The sequence below is a fragment of the Rhizobium sp. BK313 genome (assembly GCF_014193655.1).
Lineage (GTDB): Bacteria > Pseudomonadota > Alphaproteobacteria > Rhizobiales > Rhizobiaceae > Rhizobium.
Map to the genome: position 1 here is coordinate 22489 of NZ_JACHZQ010000001.1, position 20239 is coordinate 42727.

Below are 20239 nucleotides of genomic sequence, written 5' to 3' on the forward strand. Positions count from 1 at the left end.
GGCGCTCTTTTGTTTTTGCTGCGGCTCAGGCGGGATATGGCGTCTGGCGGCCGCGTCTGGTCACAAGCAGCGCGGCAATCACCAGCACAATCACCAGGATTGCGGGGATGATCCATTTGGCCAGCGCCAGGATGCCGAGATCCTGTTCGCCGCTGCGCATCTTCGCCACCGTCTCGGCGGTGATGCCGGCCTGCTTGCCGCCGAAGCGGTCGACGACGAAGTTGGCGACAGCGGCAATCTCCGTGTCCGTCAGTGCGTTGGCAAAGGCGGGCATACGCATGTCGCCATTGGCGGTATGAACCGTTTGGCCGTTCAGCACGACCTGCACAAGGTTCAGCGCTTCGGTGTCATTGGCTGCACCGCTGCCCTTCAGCGCGGCATAGGGCGTTTGCAGCCCGCTGCCGTCCCAGCCGTGACAGCTAGCGCAGGAGCCTTCGAAAATGCGTTGCCCGACCGAGGGATCGGTCGAGGACGGCACGTAGGCCGCATCGCGTAGAGCTGGCGGTTCGGGGTCAACGACGGGATCGTCGGAGCTTGCCTGCGGGGGCACCGAGCGCAAATAGGTGGCCAGCGCATGAATATCCTCTTTCGTTAGATGGCTGAGGCTGAGACGGACGACCTCTTCCATCGGTCCGGAGGCGGCGCCGCGGCCATCCGCGTGGCCGTTGGAAAGATAGGATTCCAACTGTTCGTCGGTCCAGTTGCCAAGACCGTGATCCTTGTCGGAACTGATATCATAGGCTCGCCAGCCATCGACAGGAGAGCCCGCAAAGGCCTTCGAACTATCGAGACCGTAAGCAGCGGTGCGTGGCGTGTGGCATTCGCCGCAATGACCGAGCACATTGGCGAGATAGTTGCCGCGATTCCAGTCCGCCGATTGCTTCGGATCAGGTTGGAAACGCGCGTCCGTGAAGTAGAGCGCATTCCAGAAGGTCATGCCCCAACGCTGATTGAAGGGAAAGGACAGCGCGTTTTGCTTTGCCGGCGCATGCATCGGCGGCAGGCTGAAGAGATAGGCTTTGATCGCCAGCGCATCCTCGCGGCTCATACCGGAATAGGAGGTGTAGGGGAAGGCCGGATAGAGGTGCTCACCGTCCTTGCCGATGCCCTGGTGCAGAGCGCGAACGAAATCGTCGTCGCTCCAGTTGCCGATGCCGGTGTCCTTGTCGGGCGTGATGTTCGGCGAATAGATAACGCCGAAGGGCAACTTGAAATCACGGCCACCGGTGAAGGGCTGGCCGCCGGGTACGGTGTGGCAGGCTTGGCAGTCCGCAGCCTGCGTCAGATATTGGCCGCGGGCGACCAATCCCGGGTCGGCGGTATTTTGAGCCACTGCAAGCGTGGCGCTGACAGCGAACATCACGCCAGAGACAATAGGCGTCGCCAGCCGGGAGAAGAGGGAATGGTTCATAGGCCTTCTCCCTCCCGACGCTCACTGCCCGCTTCCGATCGGCTGAGCGCTGTCTGCGCCAGCAGCGCCAGACCGGCGCCGCCGATAGGGGCGAGGTTGCCGACCACATGCTTGTCGGCACCCTGCGACATCAGTTGCATACGGTCGTAGGGCAGGCGGCGCAGCCGGACGCCGGTGGCGGCAAAGATGGCGTTGCCGAGGGCCGGGGCCGCAGACACCGTTCCGACCTCACCGATGCCACCCGGCTTTTCGGTGTTTTCGGCGCGATAGACTTCCAGCTTCGGTGCTTCGTCGATGCGCAGGATGCGATAGTCGTGGAAATTGCTCTGCACGGTGCGGCCGCGATCGAATTCGATGCCACTGTAAAGCGCCGCCGACAGGCCGAAGATCGTCCCACCTTCGATCTGCGCCACGACGGTATCGGGATTGACGGTGTAGCCGCAATCGATCGCTGCGATGGCCTTGTTCATGCGGATATCGCCCTGTGGCGAGACTTCGACCTCCAACACCAGGGCGCAGAAGCTGCCGAAGGCCTGATGCAGGCTGATGCCGCGGCCGCTGCGCGCCGGCAGCGGCTGACCCCAGCCGGATTTTTCCGCCGCAAGATTGAGCATGGCGAGCGCGCGCGGATTATCCGCCAGCATCTTGCGGCGGTAGTCGACCGGGTCGTCCTTGGCGGCATGCGCCAGTTCGTCGATGAAGCTTTCGATGACGAAGACATTGTGGTTCGGGCCGACGCCGCGCCACCAAGAGATAGGAAAATGCTCCGGCGGGTCCTGGCGGACATATTCGACCAGATGCTTCTCGATCTTGTAGGGCGTTTCCGTCGAGCCTTCGACAGCGTCGCGGTCGAGCCCGTTTTTCGGGAGCGCGCCCGGGGCGTAATGCGCGAGTACCGAGCCGCCTGTGACACGATGCCAGAGCGCGGTCGGTACGCCATCCGGGCCGAGGGAAGCCGAGATGCGATCATGATAGGCCGGCCGGTAGTAATCGTGCCGGATATCCTCTTCGCGCGTCCAGACGACCTGCAGGGGGAAATCGACCTGTTTTGCCAAGGCGACCGCCTGGGCGATCGAATCCGCTTCCAGACGCCGGCCGAAGCCGCCGCCGAGGAGCTGGTTGTGCACGTTGACGCTTTCCGGCGGCAGGCCGGTGATCTTGGCAGCAATCGCCGTGGCCGTGGCCGGTACCTGCGTGCCGCACCAGATATCGCAGCCGTCCGCGCGGACATGGACGATGGTGTTGATCGGCTCCATTGTCGCATGCGCGAGAAAGGGGAGGTCGTAGATTGCGTCGATCCGCTTGTTGTCCTTCTCGATCGCGTCGCGCGCGCCGCCTTCGTCCAGCGCCACGATCGGCGAGCCCTGTTCCAAGCTTTGTGCCAGTTGGGCGTGGATGTCGGAGGAGGAGTGCGCGACATTCGCCCCTTCGTCCCAGGTGATGTTCAGCAACCGCGCTGCCTTCTGCGCAGCCCATGTATTGTCGCCGACGACGGCGACGGCATTATCGATGGTCAACACCTTGATGGCGCCCGGGACGGCCAGCGCCGCCGTGCTGTCGACGGCCTTCAGCGTGCCGCCGAAGACGGGACAGGCAATCACGTTCGCAACTTTCATGCCGGGCACGCGGATGTCGAGACCGAACTTCGCCGTTCCATTGACTTTGGCTGGCGTGTCGAGCCGCTTCATCGGTTTGCCGACGATGCGGAAGGTGGAGGGATCTTTCAGCGGCACATCTGCCGGAACGGGCAGATTGGCGGCGTCGGCGGCGATGGCGGTGTAGGCGATCGTACGGCTGCTTGCGGGATGCAGCACGGCGCCGCGTTCGGCCTTGCAGCTTGCCGGATCGACCTGCCATTGATTGGCGGCGGCTGATATCAGCATGGTGCGGGCACCTGCGCCTGCCTTGCGCAGCGGTTCCCACCAACTGCGAATGGATGTGGAGCCGCCGGTTCCCTGCGAATGGAGCAGGGCGGTGGCATAGAGTTTCGGGTTGGCCGGAGCTGCTTCCAACTGGATCTGGTCGAGATCGACCTCCAGCTCCTCGGCCATCAGCATGGCTTCGGCGGTGTAGATGCCCTGGCCCATTTCGACATTCGGGATAACGAGGGTGATGCCGCTCCTATCGATTCTAATGAGACCGTAGGGGTGGAAGGCAGCGTTGTCGCCTGCACCGACAGCCGCTGCTTCCGCAAGCGCTGCGGCGCGCAGCCTGCCGGTTGCGAGCGGCAGTGCGAAGGAGAGAACGAGCGCGCCCTTCAGCAGCGAGCGACGCGTGGGAGTAAAGACCTGATCGCTCATGCGCTTGCGGCCTCCTTGATGGCGCGGCGAATGCGCTCATAGGTGCCGCAACGACAGATGTTACCGGCCATGGCCGCATCGATCTCAGGGTCGGTCGGGTTGGGAACATGGGCCAGCAGGGCGGCGGCCGACATGATCTGCCCGGATTGACAGTAGCCGCATTGGACCACTTCTTCCTTCAGCCAGGCGGTCTGCACGCGATGGCCGGCATCGGTCTCGCCGATTTTCTCGATCGTCGTCACGTTGCGGTTACTGACAGCGGAAATGGGCAGCACGCAGGAGCGCATGGCCCTGCCGTCGATATGGACCGTGCAGGCGCCGCATTGGGCGATGCCGCAGCCGAATTTGGTACCGGTCATGCCAAGGGTGTCGCGCAGCACCCACAGCAAAGGCATATCGCCGGGCACGTCGACCTCGACGTTATGCCCGTTCACATTCAGTTGGATCATATTGAGGACTCCCCTGGGGCAGGATTCCAAATACCGTGAAGCGGTTTTGGATAAGATCGTGCCAAATCAAACGAATGGCAGGGGAGAAAGATAACACCGAAAACTTCGTTGCCTTTGTTAGTTTTCGTTCAAAGGCTTTGAAGTGTTCATCTTTTTGATCACAATGCAGTGAGCTTTTCGAGGCCTTTGTGCGACCAACTTAGTGCCCGCCGAGCGCATCCTCGGGCGACTTCTTGCGGTGTCCGCTGATTTCTGAGCCGGCAGTGCTCGAGAAGCGGGCATTCCAGACCATTGCGAGAAGCGCGATCAGGGTGACGACGATAAAGGCGACGGAGAAGTCGCTCATTTCGGCGGTCGCATGTTCACGCACATACATCGAGCCATGCAGGGCAAGGGCTGCGACGCAAATGCCGAGCGACAGCATCAACTGCTGGAACGTCGTGTAGAAGCTCGTTGCCGAGCTCATGCGGTCGCGCTCGATCTCGTCATAGGCGATGGTGTTGTAGGCCGTGAACTGGAACGACATGAAGAAGCCGCAGAAGAACAGAATCACGAAAATTAGCGGCAGCGGCCAGTCGGGCCGGAAAGTTGAGCAAAGCCCGTAGCCGAGTGTACCGATCACGCCGAAGATCAGCAGGCTGGTGCGGAAGCCGAGTGTACGCAGGATTCTCAATTGAATCGGCTTCATGGCCATCGAGCCGAGGGCTGTGGCGATGGAGATCTGGCCGGCAGAGGCGGCCGACAGGCCGAAGCCGAGCTGCAGCATCAGTGGAATGAGGAAGGGCGTGGCGCCCTGGCTGATGCGCGTCAGCGAGCCTGCTATGACCGATGCACCGAAGGTCGGCACCTTCATCAGCGAGAAATCCATGATCGGCGACGGATGCTTGCGAGCATGACGAAGGTAAGCGATGCCGAACAACAGGCCGATCGAAATCAGGAAGACGGCCAGATAACCTTCACCTTCGCGGCTCGACATTTCGAAGCCGAATAGCAGAGAGCCGAGTGAGATGCCGGAGAGGACGAAGCCCGACAAGTCGAAGCGGCCGTTCATCGGGCCCTTAACGTCTTCGATGAACATCGTCACGAGGCCGAAGCCGATAATGCCGATAGGCACGTTGATGTAGAAGATCCAGCGCCAATCCAGATAGGTGACGAACATGCCGCCGATCGGGGGGCCGAGAATCGGGCCGACAAGCGCCGGAATGAGCAGCCAGGACATGGCGGACACCATGTCCTTGCGCGCGACGCTGCGCATCAGCACGAGGCGGCCGACCGGGATCATCATAGCGCCGCCGAGGCCCTGGATCAGGCGGGCGACGACGAGGAAAAACAGGGTCGGCGCCTGGGCGCAGAGGAGCGAGCCGACGACGAAAACGGCGATGGCGGTGCGGAAGACCGTGCGCGAGCCATAGCGGTCGGCGATCGCGCCGCTTGCTGGAATGAAGATCGCGAGGCTAAGCAGATAGGAGGTGAGCGCTATGCTCATCGCCGGCGCGCTGACGCCGAAATCTCTCGCCATGGTCGGCAGCGCTGTGGCGAGCACGGTCGCGTCAAGCTGCTCCATGAACATGGCGCTTGCTACGATAAGCGCGATTACACGAAAACTAGGGGCGGCCCGCCGGGTTGGGGCGGCCTGGAAAATCTGGTCCGACATTGTCGGGGATCGCTCTCGATGGCGCGGTGGGGTCCAAAGACAGAACCGCAAGTCTGGTAACAGCGCAAAGGCCGATTGGAACGAGGGCTGTATACTCCCGCTCAGGCGTCATGGCTATATCCGAATTTGCAAATCTTATTGATCGAAATGGAAAAAACGACGCACGTGGGCAGGAATGTCACAGCCGATGAATGCCAGATGAACAGACGGTGATGCTCAGCGGTGGTTGTGTCGATCACGGTCTGTTTTCCCGCGTAAGATGGTGTGTTCAATTGTTGATTTTATGTCAGGAATCTACTGACATAATGGCGCTTAAGTCACGTTCTATCTTGTTGCATAAGGTTTCCGAAACCAAATCGGAGACCGGCCATGAACATCGAAGGGAGTGCATTCCACAGCATTCGCCGCGCGCATGCGATTTTTGCCGCCGGCCCGGCCTGGGCTACCTGACTTCCAACACTTAATCATATCTTCAAGGAGAAGATCATGTTTGCAATCACTGCCGTCACCGGCAAGGTCGGTGGCACGACCGCACGCGCCCTCATCAATGCCGGCCACAAGGTCCGGGCCATCGTTCGCGACCGGGCGAAGGGCGCGGAATGGGAAAGGCTGGGTGCGGAAGTTGCCGTCGCCACTTTCGATGATGCCGATGCGCTGACGCGGGCTTTCGAGGGCACCGAAGGCGTCTTCGTCATGGCCTCGCCGAATTTCGCACCCGATCCGGGCTTCCCGGGCGCCCGCAAGGATGCCGCGGCGCAAGCGGCCGCCATCCAGCGCGCGAGGCCGGGCAAGGTCGTGATGCTGTCGTCAATCGGCGGTCAGCGCACCTCCGGCCTCGGGCTCATCACCCAGGTACACATGCTGGAAGAGGCGCTGGCGCCGCTGACCATGCCGATTGCCATTCTGCGGCCGGCCTGGTTCATGGAGAATTCGTTGTGGGATATCGCACCGGCACGAGAAACCGGTGAAATGGCGAGCTATCTGGCGCCGCTCGACAAGCCTTATTCGATGATCGCCACAGCCGATATCGGTGCCATTGCTGCCAGGACGATGGCCGAGAGCTGGACCGGCCGCCGGGTGATTGAGATCGAAGGGCCGAAGCGTTATACGCAGGCCGAAATCGCGACCCTGATCGGCCAGGCCGTCGGTCGCCCGGTCGTCGCCAAGCCCGTCCCGCGCGCCGAGTGGGAAGAGCTTTTCCGGGCACAGGGCGCGGCTTGGCCTGAGCCGCGCATCGAGATGATCGAAAGCTTCAACTCCGACTGGATCGACTTCGAACCGGCTGGCGTCAACGAGCACGTGGTCGCGCCGACGCCCTTTGAAACCGTGTTGGCCGAGCTCGCCAAGATCGCCTGAGGATCAGTATCCTTCGGCGAGACCAGAACCGGCGCGGCTGTCCATCGCGCCGTTGTAGCGAGCTCCTCCACCCTCGGCGATATCGCTGAGACTCTTGCCGCCGACGAGAATGCCGGCGGCCTGACCCCAGACCGGCCAAGCGCCGCCCACCTGGACATTGTAGCCCATGCCGGTCAGCAGTTTGATCGTGTCGGGAGACAGCGCGTAGGGCTCGGTATAGACGTTATCCGGCAACCACTGATGATGGATACGCGGCGCGTCGATCGCCTGCTGAATATCCATACCGAAATCGACGACGTTGACGATCGCCTCGAGGGTGATGGTAATGATGCGCGCGCCACCCGGGCTGCCGATCACCATGAAGGGCTTACCGTCCTTTGCCACGATCGTCGGGCTCATCGAGGAGAGAGGCGTCTTCTTCGGCTGGATGGCGTTGGCCTCGCCTTGCACCAGACCATAAAGGTTTGGCACGCCCGGTTTTGAGGTAAAATCGTCCATCTCGTTGTTGAGCAGGATGCCGGTGCCTGGCGCGACCACGCCGGCGCCGAAGGAGCCGTTCAGCGTGTAGGTTACGGCAACCGCATTGCCGTCGTTGTCGATGATCGAATAATGCGTCGTCTCATGGCTTTCGCCGAGGCCTTTAGGCATCAGATCCTTGGAGACGCCGGCGCGATAGGAATCGATGCTGTCGCGAATCTTCTTGGCGTAGTCTTTATCCAGCAGCTTGCTGACGGGATTGTCGACGAAATCGGGATCGCCCAGCGCGGAATTGCGGTCGACATAGGCGTGGCGCATGGCCTCGACCATGAGATGCACGGTGTCGGCCGAACCGTATCCGGTATAGGAAAGCGGATAGCCTTCCAGCACGTTGAGGATCTCGCAGATGATCACGCCGCCGGAAGAGGGTGGCGGCGAGGAAATGATCTCGTAACCGCGGTAATTGCATTTGACCGGATCGAGCTCGCGGACCTTGTACTGCTCGAAATCCTCCTTTGCCAGGATGCCGCCCTTGTCGTGGCTGGCCTTGACGATGGCGTCGGCGGTTGACCCCTTGTAGAAGCCGTCCGGGCCTTGTTCCGAAATGCTGGAGAGGGCCGCGCCGAGCTCCGGCTGAACCAGGCGGTCGCCGGTGGAAAAGGGAGCGCCGTTCGGCTTGGTGAAGATCGCGGCCGTGGCTGGATCGCGCGACAGCCACTTCACGCGCTCGTTCAGCTGGGCAGCATCGGCCTGGTTCAGCGTAAAGCCTTCCTTGGCGTAGCGGATCGCCGGCGCCATCAGTTCCTGGCGGGTTTTCGTGCCGTATTTCTCGCGGGCCGTCTCGAAGCCCATGACGGAGCCCGGCACGCCGACGGCGAGATAGCCGTCCGTGCTTGCGCCTTTGACGACATTGCCTTTGTCGTCGAGATACATGGTTTTGGTCGAGGCGAGCGGTGCGCGTTCGCGGAAATCGAGGAAGGCCGTCTTGCCATCCTTCAGCCGGATGGTCATGAAGCCGCCGCCGCCAATATTGCCGGCGGTCGGATAGACCACAGCCAAGGCATAACCAACCGCAACTGCGGCATCTACGGCGTTGCCGCCGCTCTTCAGCACGTCGACGCCGACATCGGTCGCCAGATGCTGGGCAGTTACCACCATCCCGTGCTCAGCTTCGACCGGCTGTGGCGCGGCGGCTTGAACGGTGGTGATGGAAAAGAGCCAGAAGGCGAGGATGGTGGCTGAAGATATCGCCCGTTGGCGGAAATGGCGCATGATGGTCCCTCCCGAAAATCAGGTTTCGCTGTAAGGGAGCCTATCGGAAGCGTTGTGTCCAGTGGCGTTGCGCAATTTCTATTGCTGAAATTCCGCGAGCGCCCGCCGCATTGGCGCGTCGGAAACCTGGATCGGCCCGGAGAAAGGCACATCCAGATCGAGGATCAGATAAAGCGAAGCGGAAATTAGAAAGGCGGAAAGGACGAACATCGTTACGATGACCATGTTGCGCGGCGCACGATAACCGAAGCTGGCGAAGATCAGGATGAGCCATGCAACCAGCATGACGATCAGCAGCGGCGGAATTGACCCTTCGGACTGTTCGACAAGCACCCAGCGCTGCTCGACGATTTTCCGAAATTGTTGGCGGGCATCAGCCCAGAGCGCGGCTTGTTGGTCATCCGCTGGCTTGATGGCGTTCAAGCTCTTGCCGACGCTTTCCAGCATCGCCTCCGAGGTTCTGTCGCCCCTGACCAGTGGGTCTTCTGTGGTTTCGTCGACATTTACGGCACGTCGCACATAGGTGATCAAGCCTTCATGCACATCGTTCGCGGCAGGGCCGATTTCGCGGGCCGTTCTGTCGAAGAGGATCAAGGCGGTAGCATAGGCATGAACGTTGTGGTCAATTGCTTCGAAGGTGTTCTTCGCTGAATTGATCATGAGTCCGAGCACCAGCGACGTCATGACGACGAAGATATTGGCAACCAGCCGCACGGTAGTGTTCGTGTCTTCCTGACGATGGTGCGGGGCAAGCTTTCCATAGGTCAGCAAGGTTCCGAGCGAGGCACCGACCAGGCACACAAAGATCAGTGCCGCGACAATAATTTCGTGCATGAAACCCGCCTCCCGCTTCCAGCACAGTTTGCCGATTTGCCATCGCGCGATCAATCCACCGCCCAATTGGGTTATACCTGCCGATTCGGACTAACCTCACAGAATTAGATGGAAATTGCGCAACCGATCTTTCGTATTAGAACCCTTTAAAATCATAGGGATAAGCGCTATTTCGCACTCGCAATATTTCTTTGATCACAGCAGTCTACTTTAGGTAAGGCCTCATCGAGGCGGAAGTATTGCGTGGAGAATTGACATGACCGTCACGAAACTTGAGCAGTGGAAGAACGAACGCGACAATCAGCCGAAAACGTTCATCATCGCCAGGAAGACGCATGTCGTCGAAATCGAATGTGTGCATTGTCACCGCCACTTTTTCCGATGGATCTCGACGGCTCCGGCCTATTGGCGCTGTGAGGATTGCGCCACAACCAGTCATTGATCCGCCGGTCCTGCAGGTCAGCGGATCAAAATAGCGCGGAAATCGTTGACGTTAGTGCCGGTGGGGCCTGGGACGAAGAGGTCGCCGATCGCGTTGAATGCCGACCAGGCGTCGTTGTTTCTCAGCATCTCAGCAGGTACCAGCCCAGCCTTGCGCAGCCGCGCCACCGTGCTCGCGTCGGCAAAGGCGCCGGCATTGTCTTCGCTGCCGTCGATACCATCGGTATCGGCAGCCATGGCGTAAATGCCGGTGTGGCTGTCGATGTCGATCGCCAGCGACAGCAGGAATTCGGAGTTTCGCCCGCCCTTGCCTTTACCCGTCAGCGTCACGGTCGTCTCACCACCCGACAGCAACACGATCGGCTTGGCAAAAGGCCGGTTGCGATGAAGGATCTCGCGGGCGACGGCGGCATGCACATGCGCTGCCTCGCGCGCTTCGCCTTCGATCGCATCCGAAAGAATAGCCGCCTCGATGCCGGCCTGGCGCGCCACTTTGGCCGCAGCCTCCAGCGAGACGCCGGCGGATGCGATGACATGCACTTCGTTGCGTGCGAAGCGCGAATCATCCGGCCGCGGTGCATCGGCTTCCGGCTTTTCGATATGCGCGAGGACGGCGGCGGGCAGTTCGATGCGGTAGAGACGGATGAGGTCGAGCGCTTCGGCGCGCGTGCCGGCGCCGGGCACGGTCGGACCGGAGGCGACGAGAGCCGGATCGTCGCCTGGAATGTCGGAAACCACCAGTGAGACGACCTTTGCCGGATAGGCTGACGTTGCGAGGCGGCCGCCTTTGATGGTCGACAGATGTTTGCGGATGACGTTCATTGCCGAGATCGGCGCGCCGGACGCGAGCAGCGCCTTGTTGACGGCGATCTCGTCAGCAAGAGTAAGGGCGCCTGCCGGGGAGGGCAGTAGCGCCGAGCCACCGCCGGAGATCAGAGCGATCACCAGATCGTCCTCGGTCAGTCCCTCGACGAGCTTCAGCAGCCGCCTGGAAGCGACGAGGCCGGCCTCGTCCGGAACAGGATGGGCGGCTTCAATGATTTCGATGTGTCGGCAGGGAGCGGCAAAACCGTAGCGCGTCACCACCAGTCCTTGCAGCGGGCCGTCCCAGCATTGCTCCAAAGCGGCTGCCATCTGTGCCGATCCTTTGCCGGCACCGATGACGATCGTCCGCCCTTTTGGTTTTGCCGGCAGATGGGTGCGGATGCCGGTCATGGGATCGGCGGCGCGAACGGCTGCATCAAAGAGGGAGGTGAGGAAGGTGCGGGGATCGGAAACGGTCATGTCGAAATCTACCTGTCTGCGATGGGCTCTAGCCATTTGGTGGCTCAACTGACGCGAACACGCAAGGCCTGGTAACGCCGATTGTGTCGGGCGAGGTGAATCCCTATGTTTTAAGCAGCAGTTTCAACGATTTTACCTAAGGGATTTTCGATATGGCCGAATTGAAGGTGAAGACGAGACAGACGGGCGCTACGGCAACGGTCGGCCGCACCGGCCTTCCACATGTGACGTCGGTGACGGGCGGCGAGATCGATATCGTCACGTCGCCATCGCAGCCGGGCTTCAATCCGCTCGACCTGCTTTATTCGTCGCTGTCCGCCTGCCTCGTCCTTAGCGCCCGCATGGCTGCGAGCAGCCTCGGCGTGCTCGACAAACTGACGGAAGTGACCGCCGTCGTGACCGGCGAGAAGGCAACGGAAGGGCTGTCGCGCGTCGAAAAATTCAACATCGCCTTCACGATCAAAGGCGACTTCGGTGACGAGATCCGCAATGCCATCGCGCACGCCGCCGAGGATGAGATCTGCACGGTCAGCAATACAATCCGAGGAAATCCGAAATTCGAGACGGTGATTTCGGGGTGATTTCACCGTTCGGGCAGCTCAAACCCTTCGAGATATGGTCCAAGCTCGGGATCGACATCCACTTTCACGACGTTGTTGTAGACCGCCGTGGCGATCATGATGCCGGCGAAAGCCACGAGGTTGGCGAGAGTCGGTTCATCATAACGTGCCTTCAATCGGTCCCATAATTCTTCCGGCACGGCGTTGGAATCCCTGACGATGGCGTTGCCGAAATCGATCAGCAGCGCCTCGTCTTCGGTCGGCACGATCGTTTCCGGCTTCAGGCCTGCGTTGATCAACGCCCGACGGAAGAAACCGATCGGAATAGTCGAGCGGCTTTCCAGCGATATCGCGTGGCAGAAAAGCCAGACCGCGCGGTCGTCCAGCGCCGGGCGCAGTTCATCGCGTAGCGTGAACCATTCGGCATAGATACGGTGTGCCACTGGTGAGTGCAGCAGCGTCCGCTTCATATTGGTCATGCGGCCGCGTAGCTGGACTTCGCGATCATGTTCGGCGCGGACGGCTTCGGAGGCGGTGTCGTAATCGATCGGCGTGATATGGCTCATCGGCTTTGTCTTTCACTGCGCCGCTTTGGAAACCGGTGTAAAGAAGCGATTCTGCGGGCGCGGCAGGCCGAGATGGTCGCGCAATGTCGTGCCCTCGTATTCGCGACGGAAAATGCCGCGGCGCTGAAGTTCCGGAACGACGCGTGTGGTCACGTCCTGCAAGCCCTGCGGCAGGAAGGGGAAGATGACGTTGAAGCCATCGGACCCTTCTTCATGCAGCCATTGTTCCATCTCATCGGCGATCGTCTGCGGCGTGCCGATGAAAGCGAGTCCGGCATAGCCGCCAAGGCGCTGAGCAAGCTGTCGCACGGTCAGCTTCTCTTCCTCAGCCAATGCGATGACGCGCTCGCGGCCGCTCTTGCTTGCGTTGGTTTCCGGGATTGCGGGCAGCGGGCCATCAGGATCGAAGGCGGAGACATCGTGACCGAGCGCGATCGACAGGGAGGCGATGGCGCTGTCGTAATGCACGAGGCTATCGAGCTTGGCGCGCTTGGCCTTGGCCTCTTCGATGGTATCACCGACAACGATAAAGGCGGCGGGAAGGATCTTCAGATGATCCGGATTACGGCCGATATGCTTCATCCGGCCCTTGATATCGGCGAAGATGGCTTTGCCGTCGGCGAGATTGCGCGGGGCGGCGAACACCGCCTCCGCCGTTTCGGCGGCAAGCTGGCGACCGGCATCTGATTGTCCGGCCTGGACGATCACCGGCCAACCCTGTGGGGTGCGGGCAATATTGAGTGGTCCGCGCACGCTCAACTCCTCACCCTTGTGGGCAAGTACATGCATCTTTTCTGGATCGAAGAAGATGCCGCTTTCGACATCACGAAGAAAAGCGTCGTCGGCGAAGCTGTCCCAGAGGCCGGTGACGACATCATAGAACTCGCGGGCGCGGTGATAGCGCTCGCCATGCTCCATATGTTCGTCGAGGCCGAAATTCAGCGCCGCGTCCGGATTGGATGTCGTCACGATATTCCAGCCGGCGCGACCGCCGCTGATATGGTCGAGAGAGGCGAAGCGACGGGCGATGTGGTAGGGCTGGTCGAAGGTGGTGGATGCCGTGGCGACGAGACCGATCTTTTCAGTGACGGCGGCAAGCGCCGAGAGCAGCGTGAAAGGCTCAAAGGATGTCACGGTATGGCTGCGCTTCAACGCCTCGATGGGCATGTTCAGCACAGCGAGATGATCGGCCATGAAGAAGGCATCGAATTTCGCCTGTTCAAGCGCCTGCGCAAAACTCTTGATGTGCTTAAAATTGAAATTCGCATCCGGATAGGAGCCCGGATAGCGCCATGCGCCGGTATGCAGGCTGACGGGGCGCATGAAGGCCCCTAGCTTCAATTGCTTCTGTTCAGTCATGGGTCCCATCCCTCTCGAACATCACTGGTTCACGGCGGCATATAAGAAGGCGCCCGGCGTGAAGATCCCCTTCGACGTAGGAGCGCTGTCGGCGCATTCAAAGAGCCGATTTCATTTATTTGATCGGTTCCTGGGAATTTTCATCCAACACCGCTTTCCACATCGGTCTGTTGGGCAAAAACCCTGACGAGCCAGTCGATGAAGACGCGCACACGTGGGGAGAGCTGGCGGCTGCGGGGATAGAGCATCGAGACAGGCGTCTTCGTCAGCGGAAAGTCCTTGAGGACGTGAACCAGTTCGCCGGATTTCAAGGCGTATTCGGCGTGATAGCGTGGCACTTGAATCAGGCCGAGGCCGAGCTTGGCCGCTGAAAAATAGCTTTCGGCGGCATTGACTGAGACCGTTGCGGGCAGGGTGATATCGCGCACCGCGCCGTCGACGACGAATTCCAACGGCAGCAATCCGCCTGTGGCCGAAGAGCGGAAGCCGACCATGCGATGGCCATCGAGACCTTCCGGATGGAGAGGCATGCCGAAGCGCTCGATATAGGCGGGCGCAGCTAGCGTGATTTCCTCCAGCAGAGCGACTCGGCGGGCGATCATGTCAGTATCCTGCGGTGTGCCGACGCGTAGCACGCAATCGATGCCTTCGCGGATCAGGTCGACGAAGCGGTCGCCTTCCGTCATGTAAAGCTCGATCTCGGGATAGGTTTCGAGGAAAGTCGGCAGGTTCGGCAGTACGAAATGCCGAGCCAGAGTGCCGTGTACGTCGACGCGCAGAAGGCCCTTGGGCTTGGCACCGGCAAAGGCACCCTCGGCGTCTTCTATATCTGATAGAATGCGCAGGCAGCGCTGGTAATACGCCTCGCCGTCAAGCGTCGGGCTGACATGCCGCGTCGTTCGTTGCAGCAGGCGAACGCCGAGCCGCGCCTCCAGTTGTTTAACGGCATCCGTCACGGTGGAGCGCGGCAGACCGGTGTCTTCGGCCGCCAGCGTGAAGCTGCGCCTTTCCACGACGCGGGAAAACACCCGCATGGCATCGAATCTGTCCATTTTTATTTGTTCGGCTATTTCGGATAGTGATGTCAAATAATGGCTGATTATCCGCTGTCTGAAAAGAGGCATCTTCTTCTCATCGAAACGCGCTGCGGCGCAGACACAGCGAAGGATGAAGACAATGACGAACAATTCCAATAAAGTAGCTATCGTTACCGGCGCATCGCGAGGCATTGGCGCCGCTGTTGCGGAACGTCTCGCCCAAGACGGCTTCACCGTCGTCATCAATTACTCCGGCAGTGAAGCCGCCGCCGAGGAGCTGGCCCGCAAGATTGAAGAAAAGGGCGGCAAGGCGCTGACCGCCAAGGCAGACGTTTCCGATGCCGAAGCCGTGCGCCGCATGTTCGACGCAGCCGAGGCCGCTTTCGGTGGCGTCGACGTCCTGGTCAACAATGCCGGCATCATGCAGCTCGCCAAGATCGCCGATGCAGACGACGCCCATTTCGACCGGCACATCGCCATCAATCTGAAGGGTACGTTCAACACGCTGCGCGAAGCCGGCAAGCGTCTGCGTGACGGCGGCCGGATCATCAACTTCTCGACCAGCGTCGTCGGGCTCAAGCTTGAGACCTATGGCGTCTACGCTGCCACCAAGGCCGCCGTCGAAACGTTGACCGGCATCATGTCCAAGGAAATGCGCGGCCGCTCGATCACGGTCAACGCCGTCGCTCCCGGTCCGACGGCCACTGACCTCTTCCTCAACGGCAAGAGCGACGAGCTGATCGACCGCATGGCCAAGATGAACCCGCTGGAACGCCTGGGCACGCCGGAAGACATCTCCGCTGCCGTCTCCTTCCTTGCCGGCCCGGATGGCAGCTGGATCAACGGCCAGACGTTGCGCGCCAACGGCGGCATGATCTGAGCCTCCCAAGCAGCGGCGACGGGACAAGCCCCGTCGCCAATAGCCCATATCGACCTGAACCCATTTCACCCATTCGCAGCATAGCCATTTCGAAAAGGAACACGATCATGAGCAAGCAAGTTATTGTCATCACGGGTGCATCGAGCGGCTTCGGCGCTCTCACTGCCCGCGCTCTCGCCAAGGCCGGCCACACTGTCTACGCCACCATGCGCGAAACGGAAGGCCGCAACGCGCCGCAGGTGGCGGAAGTGGCCGCTTTCGCCAAGGAAAACGGCGCTGACCTCAAGGCCGTCGAGCTAGACGTTGCCTCGGACGCCTCCGTCGAGGCCGGCATCGCCAAGGTTATCGAGCAGGAGGGCCATATCGACGTCATCATCCACAATGCCGGGCACATGTCCTTCGGTCCGGCGGAAGCCTTCACGCCGGAACAGTTCGCCCAGCTCTACGACATCAACGTCCTGAGCACGCAGCGCGTCAACCGCGCAGCGCTTCCCCATCTGCGCAAGCAGGGCAAGGGCCTGGTGGTCTGGGTGTCGTCGTCCAGCACCCGCGGCGGAACGCCGCCGTACCTCTCGCCCTATTTCGCCGCCAAGGCTGCCATGGATTCGCTCGCCGTCTCCTACGCCTCCGAACTGACCCGCTGGGGCATCGAGACCGCCATCATCGTGCCCGGTGCCTTTACGAAGGGCACCAACCACTTTGCCCATTCCGGCTCTCCCGCCGACAAGGCGCGTGCTGCCGAATATGACGATGGCCCCTATGCCGGCGTTCCGGACCAAGCGCTGAAGGGTCTGGCTTCGCTGGAGCCCGCCGATGCCGACGCCGCCTCGGTTGCTGTCGCCATTGTCGATGTCGTCAACATGCCCTACGGCACGCGCCCGTTCCGCACTCATATCGATCCGTCGGAGGATGGCGCGGAAATCGTCAACGGTGTCGCCGACCGTGTCCGCGCCGAACTTTTCCGGCGCATCGGCCTGGAAGACCTGTTGAAGCCGCATGTGAAGGGTTGAACCGGCCGTCCTGCCGCACCATTTAAACGCGTCAAATCGCCGCTTCTGTTCCGCAGGAGCGGCGATCATTTGTTTTGATCGGACTATTTTGTGTTGTGCGGCATTCCAAGCCTATAAGTTTCGTATTAAAGCGAACCCTTTCTGAGTCAGGAGATATCCATGAACGATAAGGACATTGGCGAAATCGCCTCCTGGCTCATGCAGAGTGGCCTCAAAGGCATGGGCGAAGCCGACATTCTGGCCGGGTTCTGCGAGGCATGCCGCCAGCGTGGGCTAAACGTCGACCGCGCCATGGCGCTGATGGATACGCTGCATCCGGTCTATGAAGGCCGTGCCTTCCGCTGGGACGGCAACCAAGTGATCGAACGCGAGTTCGAATATGGTCCGTCGCATCAGGGGATCGCTGCCGAGAACTGGCTGCGTTCCTCCTTCTATCATTTGCTGGAGTCAGGCGGGGACGAGGTGCGTCGCCGCATCGGTTTTGGCGACCCGATCGATTTCTTCGGGCTCGATACGCTGAAGACTGATGGTCACACCGACTACCTCGCCATGGTGCATCGATTCGAGGAAGGGGGCACCATCGGCGAGATGGATTGTTTCTATTCTCATTTCGCTACCGCCTCGGGAGCGGGTTTCCTCGACGAGGACCTGCGCGTGCTGCGCAAGCTCACACCGGCTTTGGCATTGGCGATCAAATGCACCGCCATGGGTCGTATCGCCCGAACCATCGCCGAGGTCTATCTGGGCGAAGACGCCGCCCGGCAAGTTCTCGAGGGCAAGATCACACGCGGTAAGGCCGAGCGCATCTCGGCGGCGCTGTGGTTTTCCGACCTCGCCAACTATACACGGATCTCGGACACGGCCGAGCCCGATGAAATCATTCCGATGCTGAATGCTTACGCCGACGCTGTGATTTCCTCGATCCACGAGGCCGGCGGCAATGTGCTGAAACTGATCGGCGACGGCACGCTGGCGATCTTCAAGGCGCGCGATGCAGGTGATGCCTGCGCTGCGGCGCTGATGGCGGAATCGCTGCTGCGCCAGCGGTTGCGTGATCTCAATGCCCAACGGCAGATCGAGGGCAGACCAGTGACCGACGTCTATCTCGGCCTGCATATCGGCGATGTCTTCTACGGCAATATCGGCAGCATGGACCGGCTTGATTTCACCGTCATCGGCCCGGCAGTCAACGAGGTCAGCCGCATTGCCTCCATGTGCCGGTCGGCCGACCGCAATATCCTGATGTCGTCGAATTTCGTTGCGGCACTGTCGTCCAGCCAGAGCAACGATCTCGTCTCCGTCGGCCGCTACGCGTTGCGCGGCGTCAACCGGCCGCAGGAGTTGTTCACGTTGCTGTCGTCAGCGGCGTGATGGTTTTCACCGGCGGCCGGCGACGAACATCGGGCCGCCTTTGTGTGGCGGAAAACCGTAGCCGTTGATCATCACCAGATCGATGTCGCTGGCGCGGGCAGCTATGCCCTCGGTCAGGAGCGCATCGCCCTCAGCGGCCATGGCTTTCAGCAACCGGGTGACGATCTCGTCTGCAGTAAAGCTCTGAGGTGCAATGTCCTTTTCGGCGCGGGCAGTTGCGATCATGGCCGTGACTTCGGGGTCGACGGTACGCTTGCCATCGGGATAGGCATACCAGCCGCGTCCAGCCCTCTGACCGAAGCGGCCGGCTTCGCAGAGGCGGTCGGCGATGGCGACATAGCGGGCGGCGGGATCGCGCGTTGCCGCCTGGCGTTTGCGCCGCGCCCAGGCAATTTCGAGACCAGCCATGTCGTAGACCGCAAAGAGGCCCATCGGGAAGCCGTAGGCCTCCAGCGCCGCATCGATCTCATGCGGCAATGCGCCATCCTCCACCATGAATTCAGCCTCACGGCGATAGGCGGAGAAGATGCGGTTGCCGATGAACCCCGCGGTGACGCCGCAGACGATGGGGAGTTTTCCGAGGCCCTTGGCGAAGGCGAGAGCGCTCGCCAGCACATGCGGCGCAGTCTTTTCGCAATTCACCACTTCCAGCAATCGCATGATATTGGCAGGCGAGAAGAAGTGCAGGCCAACGATGCGCTCGGGATGGGCGGTTGCGGCAGCGATGACATTTGGATCGAGGTAGCTGGTGTTGGTCGCAAGGATCGCGTCGGCGCGAACAATGCCGTCGAGGCGTTGGAACAGCTCGGTCTTGACGGCCAGATCATCGAACACAGCCTCGATGACGAGATCGGCTTCCGCGAGCCCTTGCGCATCGGCGACGACCGCCAATCGGCCCAGGCGATCATCCCGACCTGCGATATCGAGGCGGCCTGATTGCACGGCTTTGTCCAGGATGCCAGTAATCCGCTCGCGGCCCTTTTGAGCGGCTTCCTGGGTTTGCTCGATGCCAATGATGCGATAGCCGGCGTTCAGCGCAGCCACCGCGATGCCGGAGCCCATCAGTCCGGTACCGACGATGCCGACGGTTTCGATCTTGCGTGGCGCGACGTTTTCCAGGCCTTCAACCTTGCCGGCGGCGCGCTCTGCGAAGAAGACGTGGCGCAATGCCGCCGCCTCTTCGCTGTCGCGGAGTTCGACAAACGTGCGGCGCTCTTCGGCCAGCCCTTCCGCCAGGGATGTCGCGGCGGCAAGGCGAACGAGACGGACAGCTTCGGCGGGGCCACGCTGACCGCGCGCCTTGCGAAGGGCTTCTGCGGCTGCCTTGTCGATGGCTTCCGTAGATTCTGGCGGGACGGGCAGCGTGCCGGTGCGCCGCAAGGGGGAATCGGCTGCGCTCCTGGCAATGGCAACAGCGGCATCGATCAGTGAGCTTTCGATAAGGCTATCGATGATACCGAGCTTGCATGCTTCGTTGGCCGAGACAATGCGTCCGTTGGAGATCAGTTCGATGGCGGCGACGGTGCCGATCAGGCGCGGCAGGCGCTGCGTACCGCCGGCACCGGGAACGATACCGAGTTTGACTTCGGGCAAGCCGATTTTCGCAGAGGGAACGGCATCGCGCTCGTGACAGGCAAGCGCCACTTCCAGGCCGCCGCCTAGAGCCGCACCGTTAATGGCGGCGACGACGGGTTTGGAAAAATCTTCGATCCGGGCAATAACTTCCGGCAGCAACGGCTCGACTGGCGGCTTGCCGAATTCCTTGATGTCGGCCCCGCCGATGAAGGTGTTGCCGGCCCCTATCAATACGACGGCGGCGATCGCGCTGTCTTTCTCGGCGTGACCGAGCGCCGCCATCAGGCCGGCGCGGACATCGGCCGAGAGCGCGTTGACGGGCGGATTGTCGATGGTGACAACGAGAACGCCATCCGTCAGCGTCGCCGAGATAGTGTCCGAAAAGCGCAATGCCGACATGGTT

The 20239-nt window shown here is 61.1% G+C and carries 17 protein-coding genes; 6 read left to right on the top strand and 11 right to left on the bottom strand.

All coding sequences use genetic code 11. The features are described 5' to 3' along the window. Positions 1-25: 25 nt before the first annotated feature. The 4 genes from FHT86_RS00120 to FHT86_RS00135 all read right to left on the bottom strand — a co-directional run bounded on the left by FHT86_RS00120 (position 26) and on the right by FHT86_RS00135 (position 5814). Positions 26-1411, bottom strand: coding sequence for a cytochrome c (locus FHT86_RS00120; protein ID WP_133704850.1), 1386 nt, complete (start codon positions 1409-1411; stop codon positions 26-28). Then, positions 1408-3711: a xanthine dehydrogenase family protein molybdopterin-binding subunit gene (locus FHT86_RS00125; protein ID WP_133704851.1), complete on the bottom strand. Its 2304-nt coding sequence runs from the start codon at positions 3709-3711 to the stop codon at positions 1408-1410. The genes FHT86_RS00120 and FHT86_RS00125 overlap by 4 nt, the downstream gene beginning before the upstream one ends. Then, positions 3708-4160: a (2Fe-2S)-binding protein gene (locus tag FHT86_RS00130; protein WP_133704852.1), complete on the bottom strand. Its 453-nt coding sequence runs from the start codon at positions 4158-4160 to the stop codon at positions 3708-3710. The genes FHT86_RS00125 and FHT86_RS00130 overlap by 4 nt, the downstream gene beginning before the upstream one ends. Positions 4161-4359: 199 nt before the next feature. Continuing rightward, on the bottom strand, positions 4360-5814 hold the full coding sequence (locus FHT86_RS00135) for an MFS transporter (protein WP_133704853.1): 1455 nt from the start codon (positions 5812-5814) through the stop codon (positions 4360-4362). Positions 5815-6300: 486 nt separating this feature from the next. Here FHT86_RS00135 and FHT86_RS00140 point away from each other — a divergent pair, with 486 nt between their 5' ends. Next, positions 6301-7170: an NmrA family NAD(P)-binding protein gene (locus tag FHT86_RS00140; protein WP_133704854.1), complete on the top strand. Its 870-nt coding sequence runs from the start codon at positions 6301-6303 to the stop codon at positions 7168-7170. Between the two features lie 3 nt (positions 7171-7173). Here FHT86_RS00140 and ggt read toward each other — a convergent pair whose 3' ends face one another. Then, the gene (gene ggt, locus FHT86_RS00145) at positions 7174-8919 is read right to left on the bottom strand and encodes a gamma-glutamyltransferase (protein WP_133704855.1); all 1746 of its coding nucleotides are present in this window, start codon (positions 8917-8919) and stop codon (positions 7174-7176) included. A gap of 78 nt (positions 8920-8997) precedes the next feature. Beyond that, a complete protein-coding gene (locus FHT86_RS00150) occupies positions 8998-9753 on the bottom strand; it encodes a DUF4239 domain-containing protein (RefSeq protein ID WP_133704856.1) in 756 nt (251 codons plus the stop codon). Between the two features lie 256 nt (positions 9754-10009). Between FHT86_RS00150 and FHT86_RS00155 the strand changes: the two genes are divergently transcribed. Then, the gene (locus FHT86_RS00155; protein WP_133704857.1) at positions 10010-10195 is read left to right on the top strand and encodes a hypothetical protein; all 186 of its coding nucleotides are present in this window, start codon (positions 10010-10012) and stop codon (positions 10193-10195) included. Between the two features lie 17 nt (positions 10196-10212). Here the strand turns inward: FHT86_RS00155 and FHT86_RS00160 are convergent, their stop codons facing one another. Continuing rightward, positions 10213-11478, bottom strand: coding sequence for a glycerate kinase (locus FHT86_RS00160; protein WP_133707026.1), 1266 nt, complete (start codon positions 11476-11478; stop codon positions 10213-10215). 152 nt (positions 11479-11630) lie between these two features. Between FHT86_RS00160 and FHT86_RS00165 the strand changes: the two genes are divergently transcribed. Beyond that, positions 11631-12059 (top strand): OsmC family protein, encoded by a 429-nt coding sequence (locus FHT86_RS00165; protein WP_034503705.1) that lies wholly within the window; start codon positions 11631-11633, stop codon positions 12057-12059. 2 nt (positions 12060-12061) lie between these two features. On the opposite strand, the gene FHT86_RS00170 is transcribed toward FHT86_RS00165, so the two are convergent. The 3 genes from FHT86_RS00170 to FHT86_RS00180 all read right to left on the bottom strand — a co-directional run bounded on the left by FHT86_RS00170 (position 12062) and on the right by FHT86_RS00180 (position 15015). Next, positions 12062-12604 carry a hypothetical protein gene (locus tag FHT86_RS00170; RefSeq protein WP_133704858.1) on the bottom strand — a complete coding sequence of 181 codons (543 nt, stop codon included), beginning with the start codon at positions 12602-12604 and terminating at the stop codon, positions 12062-12064. Positions 12605-12616: 12 nt separating this feature from the next. After that, the gene (locus tag FHT86_RS00175) at positions 12617-13963 is read right to left on the bottom strand and encodes an LLM class flavin-dependent oxidoreductase (protein ID WP_133704859.1); all 1347 of its coding nucleotides are present in this window, start codon (positions 13961-13963) and stop codon (positions 12617-12619) included. Between the two features lie 140 nt (positions 13964-14103). Continuing rightward, complete coding sequence (locus FHT86_RS00180; RefSeq protein ID WP_133704860.1) at positions 14104-15015, bottom strand: LysR family transcriptional regulator; 912 nt, start codon at positions 15013-15015, stop codon at positions 14104-14106. Positions 15016-15139: 124 nt separating this feature from the next. Between FHT86_RS00180 and FHT86_RS00185 the strand changes: the two genes are divergently transcribed. From FHT86_RS00185 to FHT86_RS00195, 3 genes are all read left to right on the top strand, one after another. Further along, positions 15140-15880 carry an SDR family oxidoreductase gene (locus tag FHT86_RS00185; RefSeq protein ID WP_133704861.1) on the top strand — a complete coding sequence of 247 codons (741 nt, stop codon included), beginning with the start codon at positions 15140-15142 and terminating at the stop codon, positions 15878-15880. A 107-nt stretch (positions 15881-15987) separates the two neighbouring features. Beyond that, positions 15988-16890 carry an SDR family oxidoreductase gene (locus tag FHT86_RS00190; RefSeq protein WP_133704862.1) on the top strand — a complete coding sequence of 301 codons (903 nt, stop codon included), beginning with the start codon at positions 15988-15990 and terminating at the stop codon, positions 16888-16890. Positions 16891-17049: 159 nt separating this feature from the next. After that, entirely contained in the window at positions 17050-18261 is a 1212-nt protein-coding gene (locus FHT86_RS00195) for an adenylate/guanylate cyclase domain-containing protein (protein ID WP_133704863.1), read from the top strand. Between the two features lie 6 nt (positions 18262-18267). Here the strand turns inward: FHT86_RS00195 and FHT86_RS00200 are convergent, their stop codons facing one another. Further along, entirely contained in the window at positions 18268-20235 is a 1968-nt protein-coding gene (locus FHT86_RS00200; protein ID WP_133704864.1) for a 3-hydroxyacyl-CoA dehydrogenase NAD-binding domain-containing protein, read from the bottom strand. Positions 20236-20239: the final 4 nt, after the last annotated feature.

Excerpts from the sequence above, each read along its gene's own strand:
- FHT86_RS00120 (WP_133704850.1), bottom strand. The coding sequence starts at position 1,411 with ATGAACCATTCCCTCTTCTCCCGGCTGGCGACGCCTATTGTCTCTGGC.
- FHT86_RS00125 (WP_133704851.1), bottom strand. The coding sequence starts at position 3,711 with ATGAGCGATCAGGTCTTTACTCCCACGCGTCGCTCGCTGCTGAAGGGC.
- FHT86_RS00130 (WP_133704852.1), bottom strand. The coding sequence starts at position 4,160 with ATGATCCAACTGAATGTGAACGGGCATAACGTCGAGGTCGACGTGCCC.
- FHT86_RS00135 (WP_133704853.1), bottom strand. The coding sequence starts at position 5,814 with ATGTCGGACCAGATTTTCCAGGCCGCCCCAACCCGGCGGGCCGCCCCT.
- FHT86_RS00140 (WP_133704854.1), top strand. The coding sequence starts at position 6,301 with ATGTTTGCAATCACTGCCGTCACCGGCAAGGTCGGTGGCACGACCGCA.
- ggt (WP_133704855.1), bottom strand. The coding sequence starts at position 8,919 with ATGCGCCATTTCCGCCAACGGGCGATATCTTCAGCCACCATCCTCGCC.
- FHT86_RS00150 (WP_133704856.1), bottom strand. The coding sequence starts at position 9,753 with ATGCACGAAATTATTGTCGCGGCACTGATCTTTGTGTGCCTGGTCGGT.
- FHT86_RS00155 (WP_133704857.1), top strand. The coding sequence starts at position 10,010 with ATGACCGTCACGAAACTTGAGCAGTGGAAGAACGAACGCGACAATCAG.
- FHT86_RS00160 (WP_133707026.1), bottom strand. The coding sequence starts at position 11,478 with ATGACCGTTTCCGATCCCCGCACCTTCCTCACCTCCCTCTTTGATGCA.
- FHT86_RS00165 (WP_034503705.1), top strand. The coding sequence starts at position 11,631 with ATGGCCGAATTGAAGGTGAAGACGAGACAGACGGGCGCTACGGCAACG.
- FHT86_RS00170 (WP_133704858.1), bottom strand. The coding sequence starts at position 12,604 with ATGAGCCATATCACGCCGATCGATTACGACACCGCCTCCGAAGCCGTC.
- FHT86_RS00175 (WP_133704859.1), bottom strand. The coding sequence starts at position 13,963 with ATGACTGAACAGAAGCAATTGAAGCTAGGGGCCTTCATGCGCCCCGTC.
- FHT86_RS00180 (WP_133704860.1), bottom strand. The coding sequence starts at position 15,015 with ATGGACAGATTCGATGCCATGCGGGTGTTTTCCCGCGTCGTGGAAAGG.
- FHT86_RS00185 (WP_133704861.1), top strand. The coding sequence starts at position 15,140 with ATGACGAACAATTCCAATAAAGTAGCTATCGTTACCGGCGCATCGCGA.
- FHT86_RS00190 (WP_133704862.1), top strand. The coding sequence starts at position 15,988 with ATGAGCAAGCAAGTTATTGTCATCACGGGTGCATCGAGCGGCTTCGGC.
- FHT86_RS00195 (WP_133704863.1), top strand. The coding sequence starts at position 17,050 with ATGAACGATAAGGACATTGGCGAAATCGCCTCCTGGCTCATGCAGAGT.
- FHT86_RS00200 (WP_133704864.1), bottom strand. The coding sequence starts at position 20,235 with ATGTCGGCATTGCGCTTTTCGGACACTATCTCGGCGACGCTGACGGAT.